Annotated in this window: 21 protein-coding genes and 1 pseudogene; 16 read left to right on the forward strand and 6 right to left on the reverse strand. The window is 75.0% G+C overall.

The annotated features are described in order from the left end of the window. Window positions 1-416: 416 nt before the first annotated feature. The 13 genes from G7Z13_RS00450 (at window position 417) to G7Z13_RS00510 (ending at window position 13816) form a co-directional block, all read left to right on the forward strand. Window positions 417-689: a phosphopantetheine-binding protein gene (locus G7Z13_RS00450; protein WP_165995015.1), complete on the forward strand. Its 273-nt coding sequence runs from the start codon at window positions 417-419 to the stop codon at window positions 687-689. After that, a complete protein-coding gene (locus G7Z13_RS00455; RefSeq protein WP_165995017.1) occupies window positions 686-1948 on the forward strand; it encodes an acyl carrier protein in 1263 nt (420 codons plus the stop codon). Before G7Z13_RS00450 ends, G7Z13_RS00455 begins: the two co-directional genes overlap by 4 nt. Further along, window positions 1945-3609 (forward strand): class I adenylate-forming enzyme family protein, encoded by a 1665-nt coding sequence (locus G7Z13_RS33265; RefSeq protein ID WP_240926059.1) that lies wholly within the window; start codon window positions 1945-1947, stop codon window positions 3607-3609. Before G7Z13_RS00455 ends, G7Z13_RS33265 begins: the two co-directional genes overlap by 4 nt. Further along, window positions 3602-4981, forward strand: a complete 1380-nt coding sequence (locus G7Z13_RS00465) for an alanine racemase (RefSeq protein WP_206312955.1) — start codon at window positions 3602-3604, stop codon at window positions 4979-4981. Before G7Z13_RS33265 ends, G7Z13_RS00465 begins: the two co-directional genes overlap by 8 nt. Window positions 4982-5058: 77 nt before the next feature. Next, window positions 5059-5316, forward strand: a complete 258-nt coding sequence (locus tag G7Z13_RS00470; RefSeq protein ID WP_165995020.1) for an acyl carrier protein — start codon at window positions 5059-5061, stop codon at window positions 5314-5316. After that, window positions 5313-6482: an acyl-CoA dehydrogenase family protein gene (locus G7Z13_RS00475; RefSeq protein WP_206312959.1), complete on the forward strand. Its 1170-nt coding sequence runs from the start codon at window positions 5313-5315 to the stop codon at window positions 6480-6482. Before G7Z13_RS00470 ends, G7Z13_RS00475 begins: the two co-directional genes overlap by 4 nt. Continuing rightward, the gene (locus G7Z13_RS00480; RefSeq protein ID WP_165995022.1) at window positions 6475-7272 is read left to right on the forward strand and encodes a 4'-phosphopantetheinyl transferase superfamily protein; all 798 of its coding nucleotides are present in this window, start codon (window positions 6475-6477) and stop codon (window positions 7270-7272) included. The genes G7Z13_RS00475 and G7Z13_RS00480 overlap by 8 nt, the downstream gene beginning before the upstream one ends. Before the next feature lie 62 nt (window positions 7273-7334). Next, a complete protein-coding gene (locus G7Z13_RS00485; RefSeq protein WP_165995024.1) occupies window positions 7335-8348 on the forward strand; it encodes a BtrH N-terminal domain-containing protein in 1014 nt (337 codons plus the stop codon). 5 nt (window positions 8349-8353) lie between these two features. Further along, the gene (locus G7Z13_RS00490; protein ID WP_165995025.1) at window positions 8354-9976 is read left to right on the forward strand and encodes an amino acid adenylation domain-containing protein; all 1623 of its coding nucleotides are present in this window, start codon (window positions 8354-8356) and stop codon (window positions 9974-9976) included. A gap of 1 nt (window position 9977) precedes the next feature. Beyond that, window positions 9978-10478 carry a flavin reductase family protein gene (locus G7Z13_RS00495; protein ID WP_206312960.1) on the forward strand — a complete coding sequence of 167 codons (501 nt, stop codon included), beginning with the start codon at window positions 9978-9980 and terminating at the stop codon, window positions 10476-10478. 67 nt (window positions 10479-10545) lie between these two features. After that, window positions 10546-11805 (forward strand): aspartate aminotransferase family protein, encoded by a 1260-nt coding sequence (locus tag G7Z13_RS00500; RefSeq protein ID WP_165995026.1) that lies wholly within the window; start codon window positions 10546-10548, stop codon window positions 11803-11805. A gap of 158 nt (window positions 11806-11963) precedes the next feature. After that, on the forward strand, window positions 11964-12647 hold the full coding sequence (locus G7Z13_RS00505) for a LysE family translocator (RefSeq protein ID WP_165995027.1): 684 nt from the start codon (window positions 11964-11966) through the stop codon (window positions 12645-12647). 461 nt (window positions 12648-13108) lie between these two features. Further along, window positions 13109-13816 (forward strand): hypothetical protein, encoded by a 708-nt coding sequence (locus G7Z13_RS00510; protein WP_165995028.1) that lies wholly within the window; start codon window positions 13109-13111, stop codon window positions 13814-13816. A gap of 278 nt (window positions 13817-14094) precedes the next feature. Here G7Z13_RS00510 and G7Z13_RS00515 read toward each other — a convergent pair whose 3' ends face one another. Then, on the reverse strand, window positions 14095-14247 hold the full coding sequence (locus tag G7Z13_RS00515; protein ID WP_165995029.1) for a hypothetical protein: 153 nt from the start codon (window positions 14245-14247) through the stop codon (window positions 14095-14097). A gap of 81 nt (window positions 14248-14328) precedes the next feature. Here G7Z13_RS00515 and G7Z13_RS34190 point away from each other — a divergent pair, with 81 nt between their 5' ends. Next, entirely contained in the window at window positions 14329-14655 is a 327-nt protein-coding gene (locus G7Z13_RS34190; RefSeq protein WP_346767985.1) for a hypothetical protein, read from the forward strand. 24 nt (window positions 14656-14679) lie between these two features. Beyond that, window positions 14680-14886: pseudogene (locus G7Z13_RS34195) on the forward strand (helix-turn-helix domain-containing protein); the annotation flags it as partial. A gap of 18 nt (window positions 14887-14904) precedes the next feature. On the opposite strand, the gene G7Z13_RS00525 reads toward G7Z13_RS34195, so the two are convergent. Further along, window positions 14905-15525, reverse strand: coding sequence for an MBL fold metallo-hydrolase (locus G7Z13_RS00525; RefSeq protein ID WP_165995030.1), 621 nt, complete (start codon window positions 15523-15525; stop codon window positions 14905-14907). A gap of 136 nt (window positions 15526-15661) precedes the next feature. Here G7Z13_RS00525 and G7Z13_RS00530 point away from each other — a divergent pair, with 136 nt between their 5' ends. Continuing rightward, complete coding sequence (locus G7Z13_RS00530; protein ID WP_165995031.1) at window positions 15662-15856, forward strand: hypothetical protein; 195 nt, start codon at window positions 15662-15664, stop codon at window positions 15854-15856. Window positions 15857-16056: 200 nt separating this feature from the next. Here the strand turns inward: G7Z13_RS00530 and G7Z13_RS00535 are convergent, their stop codons facing one another. From G7Z13_RS00535 to G7Z13_RS00550, 4 genes are all read right to left on the reverse strand, one after another. Then, window positions 16057-16536 carry an SRPBCC family protein gene (locus tag G7Z13_RS00535; protein WP_165995032.1) on the reverse strand — a complete coding sequence of 160 codons (480 nt, stop codon included), beginning with the start codon at window positions 16534-16536 and terminating at the stop codon, window positions 16057-16059. A gap of 263 nt (window positions 16537-16799) precedes the next feature. Continuing rightward, window positions 16800-17813, reverse strand: coding sequence for a DUF5914 domain-containing protein (locus G7Z13_RS00540; RefSeq protein ID WP_165995033.1), 1014 nt, complete (start codon window positions 17811-17813; stop codon window positions 16800-16802). Beyond that, the gene (locus tag G7Z13_RS00545) at window positions 17810-18859 is read right to left on the reverse strand and encodes a phytoene/squalene synthase family protein (protein ID WP_165995034.1); all 1050 of its coding nucleotides are present in this window, start codon (window positions 18857-18859) and stop codon (window positions 17810-17812) included. The genes G7Z13_RS00540 and G7Z13_RS00545 overlap by 4 nt, the downstream gene beginning before the upstream one ends. Beyond that, complete coding sequence (locus G7Z13_RS00550; RefSeq protein ID WP_165995035.1) at window positions 18856-20382, reverse strand: phytoene desaturase; 1527 nt, start codon at window positions 20380-20382, stop codon at window positions 18856-18858. The genes G7Z13_RS00545 and G7Z13_RS00550 overlap by 4 nt, the downstream gene beginning before the upstream one ends. Window positions 20383-20452 lie beyond the last annotated feature (70 nt).

Raw genomic sequence — 20452 nt, forward strand, 5'->3', positions numbered from 1 at the left:
ACTGGCTAGTCGTACGTCGCTCACGCAATCTCCCTGCACGATCCCGCCTCGCGGGAACGCCGACGGAACGAGAGCGATATGAAGTGGACTTCGGGGTACCGGACCTCCGACGCCGACGACGTACCTTCGGCATGTCCTTGTCCTTGTCCTCGCCGCACCGCCGCCTCTTGAGTGGTTCGCGGTAATTCCCCCTGCGGACCGAACCGGACCGGATGGAAAACACCGGCTGGTGACCGTCGTCCGCCGTCCCGTCACCCGCACCGGCGGTCCGTACCGCCGCCCGCACTCCCTCACCGGAACCCTCACGACGGGTGCCCCTGAGCCGTACCACCCGCTCACCTGGCGCCGGTGTGCGCCCTCGCCCCTCACCTGAGCCTCCCCCTTTCCGCTGCCCTACGCGGAGGAGATCCCACCTGATGACCACGAACGACGTCCTGCGCGCCCTGACGCCCCTGATCAGCGCGCACGCCCGACACCTTCCCGCCACCGCCTCGTCCGCGCTGACCGCCGACACCCGACTGGAGCAGGACCTGCGCATGGACTCGATGGCGATCGTGCACGTCCTGGAGGACATCGAGGACACCTTCGGCTTCGCCATACCCGACGAGCGACTCGCCGGCGTCTACACGGTCGGCGACCTCGTGGACATCGTGCGCTCCACGTCCGAGGCGCCGGAGCGGGTCGCGTGAGCGCGCCTGTGGGGCCCTGCGCGAAGGCCTCCCATCACGACGGCGACCCGCTCGTCGAGGCCATCCGCGGCATCGACACCACGGCACTGGACTGCGTGCAGGTCAACGCGGCCGTGCTGGCCGACGCACGCCACGGACCGGGCACCCACCTCGCACTCGGCGGCCGGACGGCGTTCACGCCGCGCGCCGGAGCCGGCGGAGCCCTCCCCACCGTCGAGGAGCCTGCCGCCGAGCGGATCGAGCGGATGGGCGACGTCCTCGGCCTGAGCCTGGTCCCCGGACGGCCCGTGTCGGACGGCCGGGCGCTGCTGGACCTGCTGCCCGAGGACGGCAGTCCGCTCTACGTCGTCGGCGACGCGTTCCGCATGCCGTGGCTGCCCTACCACGGCCACCAGCACATGGAACACAGCCTCCTGCTGCGGGCCGTGGACGGGGGCGCCCGCGTCGAGGCGGTGGACGCCTACGACAACGAGACGCCCTACGGCCGGGCGGAGCCGGTGGTGTGCTCGTACGACCGCGCCCAGGCGGCCGCGCTGTTCGACGGCTCGCCCACCCTCCCGGTGCCGGTGCGCGGCGCGCCGCCCGCCCGGTCGCCGGTGCCGGAGATCCTGGGCCGTAACGCCGAGGACGGCCGGCGGCTGCTGGCCGGTGACGCTCCCGAGCGCTATGCGGCTGCCTTCCGCGACCACCCGGACCAACAGGAGGCGTGCGCGGCCCTGCTGCTGGAGACCTGGCTGCTGAGCCGGTCACGGCGGCTGCACGCGGCCTGGGCCGCTCACCACCTGCCCGGGTCCCCCGTGGCGAGCGCCGCCGCCGAGCGGGCCGCCGCCTGGGAGACCCTGGCCGGCCAGTGCTACCTGGCCGCGCGCCGCGTGCAACGCGGCCGTCCCGTACCCCCGCAGATCCACCCCGCCCTCGCCGAACTGCTGCGCGCGGACGCGGAGTCCGCCGTGCGCGCGGCCACCGAGCATCCAGGAGAGGCCATGCCCCACGAGCCCGCAGACGTACGCCAGACGGTGGTGCACACCGTCGCCGACATCCTGGGCGCCAGCCCCGAGGCGGTCGCCGCCACCGAAGACCTGAGCCGCCTCGAGGGCTTCGCCTCCTTCCAGATGGTGGAGACGGTGGAACGTCTGGAGGAGATGTACGGGGTCGAGTTCGCGCCCGAGGACCTCGACGCGGCCGTCCTGCGCAGCGTCGAGGGGCTGGTCGGCCTCGTGCTGCGCACCACCGCGGGAGCGGAGGTGGCGCACGCGTGAACACCCGCTCCCACGCCACCGTGCTGCACGAGCTGCTCGATCTGCCCGGTGCCGGCGCCGACGCCCCGGCGGTCACCTGCGGCGAGGTGACGCTCACCCGCGCCGAGCTGGTCCGGGCCGCCCACCGCTGCGCGGCGGCGCTGCGCGCCCGGGGACTGCGGCGCGGCGACCGGCTGGTGGTGACCAGCGACAGCGGTCCCGTCCTGGTGCCGCTGCTGTTCGGGGCGTCCCGGCTCGGTGTCGTCTTCTCCGTTCTGCACGAGCAGGTCCGCGGTGACGTCCTGCGCCACGTGCTCGCCGACTGTGAGCCCGCCCTCGCGGTCGCCGCGTCGCCCGCCACCCGGGCAGCCGTGCGCGAGGCGGGCGTCGCCGCGGTGGCTCCCGAGGACGTCGACGACCTGTCACGGGCCGCCGCCACGGACCCGGCCACCTCCGCCGACGGTGACCTCCCGGACACCGAACCCGCCGCCGGCCACACCTCGGACACCGTCCTCATCGCCGGCGACACCTCGGACAGCGGACTCGCCGCCGGGGCCACCTCGGACACTGACTCCGCTGCCGGCGCCGCCTCCGGCACCGGCCCCGGCGACGGCCCGCTGCCCGTCGACCCGGTGTGCCTCATCTACACCTCGGGCACCACGGCGATGCCCAAGGCCGTGGTCTCCACCCACCAGCAGATGCTGTTCGCGGTGCACGCCATCGCCGAGCGGCTCGAGTACCGCGCCGACGACGTCGTCTACTGCCCGCTGCCGCTGTCCTTCGACTACGGCCTCTACCAGGTGTTCCTCGGCGCGCTCGCGGGCAGTCACGTATGGCTCGGGTCGGCCACCGAGTCCGGCCCCGCGCTCCTGGCCAACCTGGTGCGCAGCCAGGCGACCGTCCTGCCGGCGGTACCGCCGGTCTCCGCCGCGCTGGTGCGTCTGCTGCGCCGCCGACGCGACGCGGCACGGCCGCCGCTGCGGCTGCTGACCAACACCGGTGCCGCGCTGCCCGCCGACATCCCGCACGCCCTGCGCGAGGAACTGCCCGGACTGAGCGTCCGGTTGATGTTCGGCCTCACCGAGTGCAAGCGGCTCACCATCTCCGAACCGGACGAGGACGCGATCCGCCCCGGCAGCTGCGGGCGGCCGCTGACCGGCACCGAGGTGTTCGTGGTGGACGAGGAGGGGCGGCGGCTCCCGGCCGGCGAGGTCGGCGAGATCACCGTGCGCGGGGCGAACGTGATGGCCGGCTACTGGCGCCGCCCGGAACTCACCGCCACCCGCTTCCCCCGGCGCGACGGACTCTTCCCCGAACTGCGCACCGGCGACTACGGCTGGACCGACGAGGACGGGCGGCTGTACTTCGCCGGCCGGCGCGACGACATCTACAAGCAGGACGGCTTCCGGGTGAGCGCCATCGAGGTCGAGGCCGCCGCCCGCCGGCTGCCGGACGTGGACACCGCGGCCGTCCTGCCGCCCGACGCCACCCGCCCCGAGGCGGTCCTGGTCGTCACCGGCACGGCCGACCCCGCCACCGTCCTGCCCCGACTGCGGGAGCACCTGGAGGACTACAAGGTGCCCCGCACCTGCCACGCGGTCGACGCGCTGCCCGTCAACGCCAACGGCAAGACCGCGAAGGCCGTCCTGGCCGGGCGGCTCGCGGAGGCCGGCCGTGACTGACCTCGCACTGGACGGCGCTCCGGTGACCGGCCGTACCTCGGCGCTCCACCCGTCCGACGCCCCCGCCTCGCTGGCCACCACGACACCGGCGTACCACTACGACCTGTCCGCGGTGCGCTTCGCCCACGAGCGGCTGCGGACCTGGCTGCCGCGGCCGAGCGAGCTGTACTACTCCCTGAAGGCCAACCCGCATCCGGCCGTGGTGTCCGCGCTGTACGCCCTCGGCTGCCGGGCCGAGGTCAGCTCGCCGGGCGAGCTGGACGCCGCCCTGGAGGCCGGGGTGCCGCCCGCCGACATCCTCTACACCGGCCCCGGCAAGCGTGACGAGGACCTGGACAAGGCGCTGGGCGCGGGAGTCCGCGACTTCGCCGTGGACTCCGAGTACGGCATCACCCAGCTGGACGGGGCCGCCGCCCGGCACGGCGCGGACGTCACCTACCTGCTGCGGGTCAACCCCGGCGGCGGCAGCCGCGGAGCCGGACTGCGCATGACCGGGAGCCCGTCGGCGTTCGGCGCCGACGCCGAGGACATCGCCGCTCGGCCCGAGCGGTACACGGGCGGCGAGCACGCGCGCATCGCCGGCCTCCACCTCTACCTGGCCACCAACATCGCCGACGAGGAGGCGCTCGCCGACTCCTTCGGCGAGGCGATCGGGGTGGCCCGCGCCCTGTGCGAGGCACTGCCGGTACCGCTGCGCACCGTCGACCTCGGTGGCGGTTTCGCCGCCCCGTACGCGCGCGCCGGGGACCTGCCCGCCTACCCGGGGCTCGCCGAGCGCCTGACGCGCGAGCTGGACGCGGCCCTGCCCGGCTGGCGGCGGAACGCGCCCACGGTGGCCTTCGAGTCGGGCCGCTACCTCACGGCCACCTGCGGGCGGCTGCTCACCCGCGTGCTGGACGTGAAGACCTCCCACGGCCAGCGGGTGGTCGTGCTGGACGCTGGCATCAACCACCTCGGCGGCATGGCCGGACTGCGCCGGGTGCCACCACTGCACCCCGATGTGGTCCGGCCGGACGACACTCCGACACCCGACGCCGGCACCGCCACCGCCACCGCCACCAGCACCAGCACCAGCACCAGCACCAGCACCAACGACCCCCACCCCGACCGGCCCCCGGCGGACCCCACCGCGTCCCCCGGCCCCGCCATGATCTGCGGCCCGCTGTGCACCCCGCTCGACACCTGGGCGCGCTCACACCCGCTGCCCGCCGTCGTCCCCGGCGACCTGCTGGCCGTACCCAACACCGGGGCGTACGGCCTGCACGCCAGCCTCGCGCTCTTCCTGGGCCACCCGGCCCCGCTGGAGGTCGTCACCGACGACGGCGTGGTGCTGCGCAGCGACCGGCTGGCCTTCGTCCGCCGCGACGGCTGACCGGCGACCGCCTCCCCGCGCCCGCACGAGGACCACACCTCTCCCCCAGGCACCCACTCACTCTCAGGAGACCCACCATGGACCAGGCTTTCGTCGACACGCTCCGTCCCCACCTGCGCTACCTGACTCCCGAGCAGGAGCTGCGCCCCGAGGACCGGCTGCGCGACCTGGGGCTTAACTCCATGCAGGCCATCGATCTCGTCTTCGACCTGGAGGACAACTGCGGGGTGACGCTCCCCGACGACCAGCTCACCGACGCCAACTTCGAGACCGCCGGCAGTCTGTGGGCCGCCGTGGAGAGCGCCCGCTCCGCCTCCCTGCAGGACGCCCGGTGAAAGCGCTCGACCAGGCTCTCGCCGAGCGGCTGACGCCCGTGCTGCACGCGGTGGAGCGGCACGCCGCGGAGAGCGACGAGAAGGCGGCCTTCCCGCTGGACGGGCTGACCGCGATGCGCACCTCCGGCTTCCTCGGACTGCTGGTCCCGGCCCGCTACGGCGGCCTGGGCGGCTCGGTGTCCGATCTGCTCGCCGCCTCGCAACTGATCGCCCGTCACGACATGTCGGCCGCCATGGTGTTCGCCATGCACGGCCAGCAGGTCGCGGCGCTGGTCCACCACGCCTCCGAGGAACTGCGCGAACGGGTCCTGCCCCGCGTCGCCCGGGGCGACCTGTACCTGGGGTCGGTGACCACCGAGGCCGGCAAGGGCGGCCATCTGCTCAGCTCGGGCACGGACACCCGGCGCGCGGGTGGCCTCGTCGAACTGGACCGGATGGCGCCGATCGTCACCGGCGGCCCCCACGCCGACGCCTTCCTGATCACCGTCCTCGCGCCCGGCGCCACCTCCGACAGCCAGGTGTCGCTGGTCTACGCCGAGCGGGAGCAACTGGACGTGCAGGTCCTCGGCGGCTGGGACCCGCTGGGCATGCGCGGAACGCACAGTGTGCCGATGCGCCTCACCGGAGCGGTGCCGCACGACCAGGTCGTGGGCGCGCACGGCGAGTTCCGCCGGGTCATGGTCGACGTGTTCGCCCCGCTGGCCCACCTCGGCTGGAGCGCCTGCTGGCTGGGCACCGCGGCCGGAGCCCTCTCCCGGACCCTGCGGCTGCTGCGCAGCCCGGAGGAGCGCCGCCGCCGCGACCTGAAAAGCGAGCTGCTGCTGACCCGGCTGTCCCGGGCCCGCCAGCGCGTCGACACGGTCCAGGCGATGCTCAGCCACGCCGCCGACGTGTACGTCTCCCTGTCCGAGCGGGAACGGGGCGGCGCCCCTTGGCAGTTGCTGGTCAACGCCTTGAAGGTGACGGCCTCCGAGCAGTGCCCGGCCGCGGTGGACGAGCTGATCGAGCTGGTGGGGCTGCGCCACGGCTACCTCCGCCACCAGCCGCTCGGCCTGGAGCGCGCCCTGCGCGATCTGAGGTCCGCCTCGCTGAATTACGGCAACGACCGGCTGCACCTGGCGAACGGCTCGCTCAGTCTGCTGGACCAGGAGACCACCCTTGCCTGAGACCGTTCCCCTCCCGTCGGCCGTCGCGCTCCCCGCCCGGCGCCGGCCGCCCGCCGAGGCGGCCGGTCCGCCCGGTGCGCCCGGGGTCCGTCTGTGGGCACCGGCTCCCGGCGTCGTCGTCGCCCTGGCGCCCGCGGACACCGTGCTGGGCACACCGGGCGCCGTGCGGCGGTTGCGCCCGGAGGAGTACCGTGCGGCCGCCGGCATGGCCGGTTGGCGAGCCCGCGAGCACCTGGCCGGCCGGGCACTGCTGCGGCTGCTGCTCGCCGAGGTGGCCGGTGAAGAGGACGCCTGCGCCCCGGTGGTCCCCGAACCGGCCGGCCGCCCCCGGCTGCCCGGTTCCCCGGACACCGGAGTGAGCGTCTCGCACAGCGGCCCCTACGCGGCCGCCGCCGTCGCCGCGGGACTGGACGTCGGCGTCGACGTCCAGGTGCCGAGGGAACCCTCGGCCGCCCTGCTGCGCCGCTGCTGCGCACCCGGCACCGCGGCACGCCTGGCGAGCCTGCCGCCCGAGCGGGCAGCCCTCGCCTTCGCCCGGATCTGGACCGTGCAGGAGGCGTGCGTGAAGGCGCGCGGCACCGGTCTGGCCGGCGCGCCGTGGCGGGTGCGCGCCGGGCCGGGCGGCCGGGCCGGCACCTGGGGGGCGCTGCGGTGGAGGCGACCGCCCTGGTCCGGCCCGGGCGCCGGACCGGTCGCCCTGGCCTGCGCCTTCGGGCCGCCCGCAGCACACCCCGCGCCCCCACAGGACGCCCCCCGCGGCCGCCGGATCCTGGCGCCCCGATCGTCCTGACCGGGCCACCGGATCCCGGCGCCCCGCACGTCTCGACTCCCATTCCGTCCCGCGGAGGACCGATGCGTACCGATGTCACCCCTCCCCTCAGCCGGGGACTGAGCTGCTACACGGAGAACCTCGCCGGCTACCTGGCCGCGCGGGCGCCCGCCCGCGCCGGTCTGGTGGCCCGCGCCGTGCGGCTCGCGGTCGACCCGGCCACCGGCCGTTTCTCCCATCACGACCGCGCCCTGGACAACCTGCCCGGCGGGCGCAGGCTCGCGTACCGGGGCGCGCCCGACGCCGACGCGGCGCTCACCGGCATCGCCGCCGAACTGGCCGCGCGCGGCCGGGTGCTGGCGGTCGCCGACAGCGGCTTTCTGCCCTGGCTGTCCGGCGCGGCGGACGCCCACGCGCCCCACCTGATCCTCGTGGACGGCCGTACGCCCGACGGGGGCTGGCACGTGGTGGACGGCTTCACCGCCCTGTTCAGCGGCGGCGGACACCAGGAGCCGTTCGCCGGAGAGCTGTCCGGGGCGGAGCTGTCGGCCCTGCTGGCCTTTCCCCGGGGCCTGTCGGAGGTGCACCGCGCACGCAACGCGCTGGCCTTCGGCTTCCCCGTGGCCACCCCGGCGCAGGAGACGTATCAGTGGCTGGCCGAGGAGGAGGGCACGACCGCGGAACACCTGCCCGGCGGGACCTGGCTGACCGGGGCGGCCGCGCTGGAGGAGACCGCGCGGCTGGTGCTGGCGGACCTGCGGGGCGACGGCGGGCGGGGCGTGCTGGAGGACGTGTGGGCGGCGGCGCAGCACCACATGTTCCGCGACGCGCACCTGCTGGCCGCCGACGGCGCGCTGTCCCCGCAGGAGCGCCGGGCCGTCGGCGCCACGACCGCGAAGTGGCGCGAACTGCCGCGCCTGCTGCGCTTCGCGGCCAACTCGGCTCGCCGGGGCCGTCCCCGGCCGTCCCTGGTCACCGGCGCGTTCGCCGTCCTCGCGGAGCTGGAGGCGGCGGCCTCGCCGCTGCACGCCGCCCACGGCTACGGCGTGCCCACGGCGCTCGCCGACGTGGCGTCACCCGCCGGCCAGGGGAGCTGATCGCGGTGCCGACGTCCGCCCTCACCCTCTGGGACCGCTTCGCCCGCACGGCCGCCCGGCACCCGGACCGCCCCGCACTCGTCGCCGGGAGCACCACCCTCACCTACGCGCGGCTGCGAGCCCACGCCGAGTCCCTGGCCGCCCGGCTCGCCGCCGGCGCGCCCCCGCCCCGTCGCGTCGCCCTGCTGGCGGAGCGCACCCCCGTCACCTACGCGGCCTACCTGGCGGTGCAGCGGCTCGGTGGCGCGGTGGTGCCGCTCAACCCGGCGGTTCCACCGGGCCGTAACGAGTCCGTCGTACGGCAGTCCGGCGCGGAAGTGGTCCTGGCCGACGCCGCCGCCGACAGCGGACCGGCGGGGCGGGCCGCGCCGCTCCGCCCGGTCGCCCTGACGGACCCGGCCGACGCACCGGACCTGCGCCGGCTGCCCGGCCCCGGCCCGCACGACACCGCGTACATCCTGTTCACCTCCGGTTCCACCGGCCGGCCCAAGGGGGTGGTGATCCGGCACGCCAACACCGACGCCTATCTGCGGCACGCGGTCGAACGCAGCGGCGCCGGGCCGGACAGCCGGCTCTCGCAGACGTTCGGCCTCACCTTCGACCCTTCCGTGTTCGACATGTTCGTGGCCTGGAGCACCGGGGCGGCCCTCGTCGTCGCCGACGCGGACGACTTGATGGACCCGGCCGGTTTCGTCCGGCGGCACCGGCTGACCCACTGGTTCTCCGTGCCCTCGGTCGTCTCGCTCGCGGCCCGGCTGCGCCGGCTGCCGGCAAAGTCCATGCCGACGCTGCGGTACGCGGCCTTCGCGGGCGAACCCCTCACCGTGCGGCAGGCCCGCGCCTTCGCCGAGGCCGCGCCGGAGGCCCGGCTGGAGAACCTGTACGGCCCCACCGAACTGACCGTCACCTGCACCGGCTACCGGCTGCCCGCGGACCCGGCGGCCTGGCCGCACACCGCGAACGGCACCGTGCCCATCGGCACCGCCCACCCCGGCGCCGAGATCGTCGTCGTCGACGAGCGGATGCGCCCCGCCGACCAGGGTGAACTCCTCGTCCGCGGCGCGCAGCGGTTCCCCGGCTATCTCGACCCGGCGGACGACCCGGGGCGGTTCGCCACCGGTGAGCCGGACGCGGGACTCACCGCCTACGAGGGCGGTCCGCTGACCAGCTCCCACTGGTACCGGACCGGGGACCGGGTGGCCCGTGACGGTGACGCCCTCGTACACCTCGGCCGCCTCGACAACCAGGTGAAGATCAGCGGCTACCGGGTCGAACTGGGTGAGGTCGAGGAGGCCTTGCGCTCGTGCCCCGGTGTCGCCGACGCCGTGGTCGTGGCCCGCACCGAGCGGTCCACCCCCCTGCTGGAGGCCGTCTACACCGGAGACGCCCCCGACCCCGCGCCGCTGCTCGCGGCCCTGCAGGAGCGGCTGCCCGCCTACATGGTGCCCCGCACCCTGCTGCGCCTGCCCGAACTGCCCCTCAACCTCAACGGCAAGACCGACCGCAAGGCCGTCCGGGCCGCCCTGGACGGGGCCCGCCCGGCCGCGTCCGGCCCGCACCGCTCCCCTCCCGCGGACCGGCCCGCGGCCCTCGCCCACCGCACCCGCCTCCCGGAAGGAACCCGGTGACGTGACCGCGCCCACCACCCCCACCACGCTGCCCGGCCGTGAGGAGTTCTGCTCCGCCATGGCGCAGCTCGCCACCGGTGTCGCGGTCATCACGACCGCCGGGCCGGACGGCCCGGTCGGCTGCACCGCCAACGCCGTGCTCTCCCTGTCCACCGAACCGCCCTCGGTGCTCGTCTCCCTCGCCACCGGCGGCCGCACCGTGCGGCACGCCCGCGCGCACGGCGGTTTCGCGGTCAACATCCTCAGCTGGCAGCAACGGGAGCTGATGCACCGTTTCGCCGAGCTGCCCGCGGCGGAACGCTTCGACGGCGTCGCCTACCGCGACGAGGAGGGCTGCCCGGTCCTCACGGCCACCGCCGCGACCGTGGTGTGCCGCCTCGACCAGGCGCCCACCGTGCTCGACCACACCCTCCTGATCGGGCGGGTCCTGTGGACCGCGCAGGACCCCACCGCTCCGGCCCTGGTGCTCTACCAGCGCCACCAGCACGCCGTGGCCGGCTGATCACGGCCGCGCCGCCCGACCCACCCCCGCCCCACCCGCAGGCACGCACTCAGGACAGGAATCGAGCATGAGCGTCTTCGGCACCATGGAATCAGAGGTCCGCAGCTACAGCCGGGCCTGGCCCACCGTGTTCAGCACAGGACGCGGCGCCGTGCTGCGCGACGAGGCCGGACGGTCCTTCATCGACTTCTTCGCCGGCGCCGGCGCGCTCAACTACGGGCACAACCCGCCCGAGCTGAAGGCCGCGCTGCTCGACTACCTCTCCGGCGACGGCGTCACCCACGGACTCGACATGCACACCACCGCCAAGCGGCTGTTCCTGGAACGCCTGCGCGACCTGGTGCTCACCCCGCGCGGCCTGGACTACCGCGTCCAGTTCCCCGGCCCCGGCGGCACCAACGCCGTCGAGGCCGCGCTCAAGCTCGCCCGGAAGGTCACCGGCCGGCACACCGTGGCCTACTTCGAGCGAGGCTTCCACGGCATGACGCTCGGCGCCCTGGCCGTCACCGCCAACCCGGCGAAGCGCGCCGGAGCCGGCGTACCGCTGCCGCACACCGTGCCCGTGCCCTTCGACCACCCGGCGGACGACGACGGGGAGTCGGTGGCGCGGCTCGTCCGGTCGCTGGACGGTGCCGCCGCGGACGGGCCGCTCGCGGCGGTGGTGGTGGAGACCGTGCAGGGCGAGGGCGGGGTCAACCCGGCCCGCCCGGTATGGCTGCGCGCCCTGGCCGCCTGGGCCCGCGAGCACGGTGCCCTCCTGGTGGTGGACGACATCCAGATGGGCTGCGGACGCACCGGCCCGTTCTTCTCCTTCGAAACGGCCGGAATCGTTCCCGACATCGTCTGCCTGTCCAAGTCCATCAGCGGGTACGGGACGCCCATGGCCCTGACGCTCATGCGCCCCGAGTACGACGTGTGGAAGCCCGGAGAGCACAACGGCACGTTCCGCGGGTACAACCCCGCGTTCGTCACCGGGGCCCGCGCGCTGGAGCTGTTCTGGTCCGACCGTGCGCTGGAGAACCGGGCCACGGCCCTGGGGGAACGGGTGCGCCGCGCCCTCACCGAGACCGCCCGCCGGCACGGCCTGGCCGCCCCGCGCGGACGCGGTCTGGCCTGGGGCCTGCCCTTCGACCGCCCCGGTGCGGCCCGCGAGGTGTGCGACGCCGCGTACCGGGGCGGCCTGTTGCTGGAGACCGCCGGGCCCCACGACGAGGTGGCCAAGGTCCTTCCGCCGCTGACCGTGGCGGACGAGCACGTGGAACAGGGCCTTGGAATACTCGACGAAGCCGTCGCCTCGGTGGTCGGCGGACGCACGCTCGCGGCCTGAGCGGGCCCTTGGCGGACCAGGGCCGGGCGGGACGGGTCAGGTCCCGCCCATGACCTCCATGGCGTCCGTGACGTCGATGGCGTCCATGACGTCCATGACGTCCATGACGGAACCCTCGGCGGCGAACGGGCCACGGGGCGAGCGAAGGGGAGAAGCGGATGTCGGCCGACCTGGCGGGTTTCCTCGGTGTCGTTCTGGTGGCCTACCTGGTCCCCGGCCCGGACTTCCTGGTGGTCGTCCGCTCGGCGGCCGAGCACCCCGCCAAGGGACGGGCCGCGGCGCTGGGCGCCCAGACCGGGCTGTGCGTGCACATGCTCGCCGCCGCCACAGGGCTGTCGCTGATCGCCGCCCGCTCCCCCGTGGTCTACGACGCCATCAAGCTGCTCGGCGCGGCCTACCTGGTCTACCTCGGCGTCCGGGCGGTCCTGGCCGCCCGGCGCGCCGCCCGTGAGCGCCGCGCCGAACCGGCGGCGGCAGAGGGCCCGCGGGGGCCGGCCGGTCCGCGGGCCCCGGCCGCGGACGAGCGGGACGAGCCGGCCGGTGCCCGGTGGCGGTCCGGCTTCACCCAGGGCTTCCTCACCAATGTGCTCAACCCCAAGGCGGCGCTGTTCTTCCTGAGCATCCTGCCGCAGTTCGTGCACGGCGGCGGCTCGACGGCGCGTCAGGTCTTCTTCCTCGGGATCCTCGACGTCCTCATCGGTGTCGTCTACTGGTTCGCCCTGGTCGCCGTCGCCGCGCGGCTGCGGACCTTCCTCGCCCGGCCGAAGGTCCGCCACCGCTGGGAGCTGACGACCGGCTGGCTCTTCATCGCCATCGGCATCGGCGTCGCCGCCGCCTCCTGAGACCTCCCGCAGCACGCTCCCGTGCCCACGGTTCGGCATGTGGCTCGCCCCCCCCCCGGCGGGCCTACGGCTGCCAGCGGGCTGCCCCTCGCCGTAGTACCGGCCCACCACGGCGGTGGGGAGGAAGGACCGCGGGCAGTGGCGCATGGTGCCGGGGTGGTCGACGGGTGCGCCCCAGCCGGCGGGGGCTCGGTCGGTGGAGAGGAAGCGCCGGGGTGAGCTGCCTGGTGGGCAGGTGCAGCGGCATGGCGTTCGGGCCGCCCGCCAGATTGACGGCGGTGTTCTGCCCAGGGACGTTCCGCCGGGCGCGTTCCGCCGGTGTCACGAGGCTGCAACGGTCCGGGGGCGACCCCGGGACAGGGAAACCGCGGATGGCCGAATATCGTCCCCCACGACATCACTTCGCGTGCCCCCGTGAGGCCGCGAACCATCAGCAGGGGGGAACCACCATGACACCCACCATGACCGGCATCAGACCCGAGGGCCGTCGCCGTCCCGCGCCGTTCCGCACGGCCCTCACCGCGCTGGGAGCCGCGGGGGTGTTCACGCTGACGCTCACGGCGTGCGGCCCAGGCGGCTCCGCCGCCGCGCCCGGCTCCTCCGCTTCGGCCACCGCGACGGCGAGCGGCGGCGCGGGAGCGGAGGCCGGTGCCACGCCGTCCGGGAAGGTGACGGCCGGTACGGGCGCTGCCACGGCGGCCCCTACGGCCACCCCCACGACCCCTGCGACGTCGGCCCCGGCGGGCTCCCCCGCACCCGCGTCCGGCGGCGCGGCGGCCGAAGGCCCGGCGACCGAGGACCCGGCAGGCACCGGCACGGACTGCGATCACAAGATGCCCGTCTCCCCCGACGAGATCGCCGTACTGCGCTACACCCCCGAAGGGGGCTCTCTGAGCCTCATCTTCAAGCACGGCAACTGGGACTGCCCGACGCCCGACTCCGACGGCCCGCCCTTCGTCACCGTGGGCAAGGAGACCTTCCTGCCCCTGAACCAGGCGGCGCACATCACCGTCACCGATCCGATCGTGGCGAGCACCGAGAACCAGGAGATCGGCGTGCAGGAGTTCCTCGACTGGCTGGAAACGCACCCGAACAGCGGCCTGGTGTTCACGTACCACGTGGGTGCCGACGGTGCCATCGACTCCCTTGAGCAGATCTTCACGCCCTGACATCCGGGCTGCGGACCTCAGCTCGGCAGGTAACGGGCGAAGAAGGACCGTACGAGGTCGTGAACGGCGGGCACGCTGACGCGCGGGTCGGTCCGGCCGACCATGGCCGCGCGCCCGGCGGCGGTCATCAGGCCGGCCTCGTGGAGCTGGGGAACGAAGGCCGCGTAGTCGGTGAAGACCCACGCCGATCCGCGGGGCCCACGGATCGTTGCGGGAGGGGGCGACGAGGTGGAGCGTCCTGGCGGCGACGGCGCAGGGACCGCTGGGGGCGGGCAGCCTCAGCCGCAGCAGCGGTGCCGCCTCGCGGTCGGAAGGGCGGGGGGGGTGTCGTGGGCGGCGGAGGCCGGGGCGAGGCCGGCCGGCAGGGCGGCGGCCCCGGCGAGGGCGCCCTTGGCGAGGTGGCGGCGTCCGGGTGCGGAGAACGAGGTCATGAACGGCATCCTTGGCGGGTGCCGGGCCGGGGCGAAGCACACGGCTGGGGGCGAAAGGCTGGCGCGAAGCGGGAGCAGGTGTTGATCCGGATCCATTTCACGGCTGACGATCTCGTCCGGGTACGGTTCGCGCCGCGGCCGTCGCCCGTGCCCGAACTGCACGCGGCCCTGATAATGCTGGGCGCCGCCCACGAAGCCCTGCTTTTCGGGCGCTGGCGGAGCCGACTGCTGCGGAACCTGCCGGGCAGGGCCGAGCCGCTCGCCGACTTGACGCCGGACGGCGTCGCCCCCGCCCCCGCCTTCCTCCAGGACCGGCCGGACCGTCCGGTGGCGCTCGCCTACCCGGCGGGCCGAGGGCTGCCGCTCGTCCCGGCTGAGAGCAGGGCGTGCGACGATCCCCTCGGGTAGGTCCGCGGGCGCACCCGGCTCGCGCTTCTGCGCTCCTTGGACGAGGCGCGCACGACCACGGGGCTGGCGCGCCGTATCGGCGTCAGCAACGCGACGGCCTCAGCGCACGCTTCCGCCCTGCGGGCCGCGGGCCTGATCACCACCACTCGTGCGGGCCGCTCGCTGCGCCACGCACGAACGGCCCTGGCGGAGCTGCTGCTCGCCGGCGGTGGCGGCGCCGTCGACAGCTGAGGACGAGGGGCGGGACGTCTACAGCTCGACGCTCTCGCCAAGCCGGAGCCGCCGGATATCAGCCCCTGCCCGCTTGGCCTCCATCGCGAGAACGTCGTCCAGGACCTTGAGACCCCACTCGTTGAGGAGTCCGTCATGGATGGCGTACGCACGGCGCGGTGCCGTCCGGCGCAGGTGGCCGATCAGGTCGGGCACCGTCAGCCACGGTGCCTGGCCGGGCACCAGCAGTGTCGGCGCGTCCACCACGGTCAACGCGTCCCCCGGGTGGAAGACCTCAGCGTCGATCAGGAAACCGACGTTGTCGACGGGCGGCACGTCCGGGTGGCTGAAGTGGTGCTTGTCGCCCGCCACCGTGACCTCGAAGCCGGCGACGGAGAAGCTGTCGCCGTCGCGGACCACCTGCACGCGCTCGCCGAACCCGTCGAGGTGCCGGGCGACCCCGGCGCAGGTGCAGACGGTCGCCGGGACTTCGCGCAGGCGCTCCGGATCGAAGTGGTCGAAGTGTTCGTGCGTGATGAGGACCGCCTCGGCTCCCGTCAGCACGTCGGGTTCGGACGTCATGACGCCGGGGTCGATGACGATCGCCCGGCCGTTCTTCTCCAGCCGTACGCACGCGTGGCCGAACTTGGTGATCCGCATGGCCCTCACCCTGCACGCCGGTCCGCCCATGCGGCACCGGAGTTCGCGATCAGCCGAACCGACACGGAACCCCCATGGGCCCGGTCCCGTCCTGGCCTGTGGTCGCATCGAGGGAGGCGTGATTCGGATGGCGTGAATGGGACCGGTGGGCGGAGTGATCTGCCTGGTGATGGGCGTCGGGCTGCTGCTGTGGCTGTCCCTGTCCGGAGGATCGGTCACCGACGACTGGTCCGGCTACTACGGCGCCGTCAAGGTCCTCGCTGCCGGGGGCGTCGCCGTGGGCGCCGCACTCCTGACCCGCCGCCGGGGAGACGGTCCGGGCCAGGAGTGAGAGGGGCAGTTCGCGGGCTGCCATGTCGTTCGTGTTCTCGACGCCGCTGATGTCGGGGCCCCAAGCCGCGAGTGCGTCCGGGACACGGCCCCGTCTGGAGCGGTCGGTGCTGGTGGCCAGCAGGCGACGGGCATGACCGGCGAGCGGCGGGCGGCGTCCGCCGCCCGCCGGATCTCACCGTGCCGCCGCGAACGGCGACCTCACGCGCTGGTGCCCGGGTCGTCCCCCGGCCGGATACGTCCGCGCCAGCCGGCGCTCTCGCCGCCGCCGCCCTCGACGTACTCCTTGAAACGGCGCAGGTCGCCCTTCACGCGCCGGTCGATCATGCCCAGCGCGTCGGCGCCCTTCTCGGCGAGACCGGTCGGCTCGACGTCCATCGTGAGCTCCACCCGGGTGTGCGCGTCGTCCAGCCGCTCGAAGCGGACCGAGCCGCGCTGCTGGGTGTCGCCGCCGACGGTGCGCCAGGTGATGCGGTCGTCCGGCAGCTGGTCGACGATCTCCGTGTCGAACTCACGGTGCACACCCCCGATGCTCGTGGACCAGTGGTTGTGCCGGTCGTCGAGCTGCGTGACCTCGTCGACCCCTTCCATGAAGTTCGGGAACTCCTCGAACTGGGTCCACTGATCGTAGGCGCGGCGCAGGGGGACCTCTACGTCAACCGATTCCTTCACCGTGCTCATCCGAACCCTCCTCCGATCCTGGCGGGGCGCGGCCGGGGCCGACGCACCCGTCTCCGGTGTGCGTGGCATCGGGTACCCGAAATCCCCGGCCTGAAAGAGTTCGGTGAGGGGCGGGCCGGCCCAGAACAGGCCGTGGATCACGCCTCGCCTGCCGGGCGTGACGGACGGTGACGCGCCCGCGTGGTGCGGTTCTCCGGCCGGTGGGAAAAGCCCCGGCGCCGGTCGCCTGGAGACGGTGGGGTGGCAGGGGGAAGCAGGCGGTGTCAGCCGGGGAAGCGGCCTGTCGAGCGCAGCAGCCATCGGTGTTCGGCGTAGGCGAGGTCGTCGCGCCAGAGGCGGGCCGCGGCGGTGCGCATGAGCGGGCGCAGCAGGGGTGCGGCGCGGCGGGCGGCGGCGAAGCCGGGGCGGTCCGAGGCGGCCACGACCGCTTCGGTCACGGCGGTGCGCGGGCGGCCCCGCTCGTCCGGGCCGAGGGGGGTGGCGTGGGTTTCGACGACCGAGCCGACGCCCTCTCCCTCGGTGATGTGCATGACGACGGTGCGGGGTTCGGGTGCGGTGAAGACGGCCCGGACCGGGACGACGAGCCGCCCGGCCACCTTGAAGGACACGTCGACGGTGAAGCCGTCGTCCGTGTCCCCGCGCCCGCCGGGCGCGCCGGCCACCGTCAGGTCGACGAAGGAGTACGGGTGGTACCAGGCCCCGTGCCAGGGGTCCAGGCGGTTGGCCACGACGTCCTCCGGCTCGCAGGTCCCGGTGCCCTCGTACACGGCCGTCAGGGCCCGCGCCGCCGGTGGCCGGCGTGGCACGACGGGCGCGTCCAGTGGTGGTTCGCCACCGGCCGCGTCGAGCCGGACCCACACGAGGACGCCGTCGTCGTGGACGGGCAGCGGCTCCCAGCCGGCGAAGGGGCCGCCGTCCAGGGCGAGGCCGTGCCAGTGGCAGACGAGGGTGCCGCAGCGCACGGGGCTGTCGGCGAGCGGGGCGCCCAGATGGGGGCAGGTCCCCGGTCCGGCATGCGGGCGGCCGTCGGCGCCGCGCCAGACGACCACCTCCTGTCCCGCCACGGTCCGGGCCAGCGGGCGGTCGCCGCGCAGGGCGCGGGAGGCGCCGACGACGTACCAGTTGCCGGACGGGCGGGCCTGGGCGCGCTTCAGCGCCTGGGCGATCACCGCGGGCCTGGCCTCCCGCCAGGTGGGGCGCTGGCGCTCCCAGGGGACGGCGCGGCGGCGCAGGGAGAGGGGCAGGCGGCCGCGTCGGGCGGACGGCGCGGGGGTCACGCGATCTCCTCGGAGACGGTGGGGCGGGTGGCGGACTCGGCGGTCGTGGACATTGCGGAGGCGGGGGCAGGGGCCGCGGGGGCCGAGCCGGGCTCGGGTGTTGCGGACGCGGCGCGGTGGCGGAGGCGGGCCGCGATCACCCGGACGAGTCCGTCGGCGGCGACCGTCGCCCGCCGGCGGCGGGGCACCACGGCGCGGCGGTGCAGGACGGCGTAGCCGTCGCGGGCCACGGCGTCGAGGATGCCGCCGTACAGGACGTACGCGGTGCGGATGCAGGGCCGCGAGACCGGGTCCAGCATGGCGATGCCCGGTGCCGCCTCGCGGTAGACGCCGCGGGTGAGGGCCTCGAACTCCCGGAGGGCGGCGGTGACGCGGCGGTCGTGGCGGCCGGTGTCCCTGCACCAGCGCAGCAGGCCGCGGCCGACGCCGTGGCCGGCCAGCAGGTCGGCGGGCAGGTAGACGCGGCCGCGGTCGAGGTCCTCGCCGACGTCCCGCAGGAAGTTGGTCAGCTGGAAGGCCACGCCCAGGGCGGCCGCGTGCGGTGCGGCCTGGGCGCGCGGGACGACCGTGCCGAGCACCGGCAGCATCTGCAGGCCGATGACCGCCGCCGAGCCGTGCGTGTAGCCCCTCAGGTGCGCGTAGGTCGGGTAGTCGGTCACCACGAGGTCCTGGTGCATCGCGGCCATGAAGTCGTGGAAGTGCGCGTGGTCGATGGCGTAGCGGCGCGCGGTGTCGGCGACGGCCCGCACCACGGGTTCCTCGCTGTGCTCCTGCCGCAGTCCTCGGGCGAGGCTCTGCCGCAGTTCGGCGAGCGCCGCGCCGGGGCGGGCGGCATCGGCGCCGGGGGCCGGGCAGTCGACGATGTCGTCGGCCCAGCGGGCGAAGCCGTACAGGGCGTGCACGGCGGGCCTGCGTTCGATCGGCAGCAGCCGGGTGGCGAGGAAGTACGTCCTGCCGTGCCGGGCGTTGAGGGCGCGGCAGTGGCGGTACGCCGCGCGCAGCGCCGGGTCGTGGATCCCGGCCGCGTCGAGTTCCCGGTCGGTCATGCCAGGGTCTCCTTCAGGACGGACGACTTCGGGGTGGTGCGTCCGCCGGTGATCCGCGCGGCGGCCAGTTTCCCCGACAGCAGCACGGTCGGGACGCCGACGCCGGGGGTGGTGCCGCAGCCGGCGAGTACGGCGTTCTCGGTGCCCCGGACCAGGTCGCGGGGCCGGAAGGGGCCGGTCTGGGCGAAGGTGTGGGCCACCGAGAAGGGCGTTCCGGCGGCGTGTCCCCGGGCCTGCCAGTCGGCGGGGGTGACCAGGCACTCCTCCTGGATGGCGGCCTCGATGCCGTCGAGGCCGCGCCGCTCCAGCTCGCGCAGCAGCGTGTCCCGGTAGCGCGGGCCCAGGTCGGTCCAGGCGGCGGCGCCGGGCCCGATGTCGGTGTTGGGGCAGGGGGCGAGGATGTAGTGCAGGTGGCGGCCGGGGGGTGCGAGGGAGGGGTCGGTGGCGGTGGGCCGGGTGATGAGCAGGGAGGGGTCGCTCATCAGCCGTCCGGTGCGGGTGAGTTCGTCGAAGGTGGAGTGCCAGGCCGCCCCGAACGACAGGGTGTGGTGGGCGAGGTGGTCCCAGGTGCGGTCGGTGCCGGCGTGCAGCACGACGGCGGACGGGGAGTGCCGCAGCGGCAGGGGTCTGCGCGGCCGGTGGCCGAGCAGCCGGTAGGCGACGGGCAGGTCGGGGGTGAGGACGACCGCGTCGCACGGGATGCGGTCCTGATCGGTGACGACGGCGGTGACACGGCCGCCGGATCGTTCGAGGCGGGTGACCCGCCGGCCGAACCGCAGGTCGGCGCCCGCCTCGGCGGCGGCGTCCGCCATGGCCCGGGGCAGGGCGTGCATGCCGCCTCGGGGGAAGTACACGCCGGCGACGGTGTCCATGTAGGCGATGACGGCGTACGCGGCGAGGGTCCGGGCCGGTGGCACGCCCGCGTACAGGGCCTGGAAGGAGAACACCCGGCGCAGCCGTTCGTCCTTGAGGAAGCGGCCGATCCGGGCGTCGAGGCGGCCGAAGCCGCCGAGGGCGGCCAGCCGGGCGAGGTCGGGGGTGAGCAGGTCGAGCGGGGAGTCGAAGTGGGCGTCGATGAAGTGGCGCATCTGGGCCCGGTAGAGGCTGGTCAGCCAGTCGCGCAGCCGCCGGTAGCCCATGGCCTCGGCGGGTCCGGCGAACCGCTCGACCTCGCCGGCCATCGCGTCCGCGTCGGTGTGCACGTCGAGACTGCTGCCGTCGGCGAAGCGGGCCCGGTAGGCGGGGTGGAGGGGGATCAGGTCGACGCGTCGGCGCAGGCTGTCGCCGACGGCCGCGAAGGCCTCGTCCGCGAGGTCGGGCATGGTCAGCACGGTGGGGCCGGTGTCGATCCGGTAGCCGCCGAGGGTGTGGCGGCCGGCCCGGCCGCCGGGCTGTGCGTCGCGTTCGACGAGGGTGACGCGGCGTCCGGCGCCGAGCAGGTGCAGGGCGGCCGAGAGTCCGGCGAGTCCGGCGCCGACCACGACGACGTGGTCCGTGCGTCCGGGCAGGGTGCGGCGCGTCATCGGGCGGTCTCCTTCGTACCGGAGGTGGTCGCGGTTCCGGTGCCGTCGGGGCCGGGGGTGAGGGCGGGGC

The sequence above is a fragment of the Streptomyces sp. JB150 genome, from assembly GCF_011193355.1.
In the GTDB taxonomy this organism is placed as follows: Bacteria; Actinomycetota; Actinomycetes; order Streptomycetales; family Streptomycetaceae; genus Streptomyces.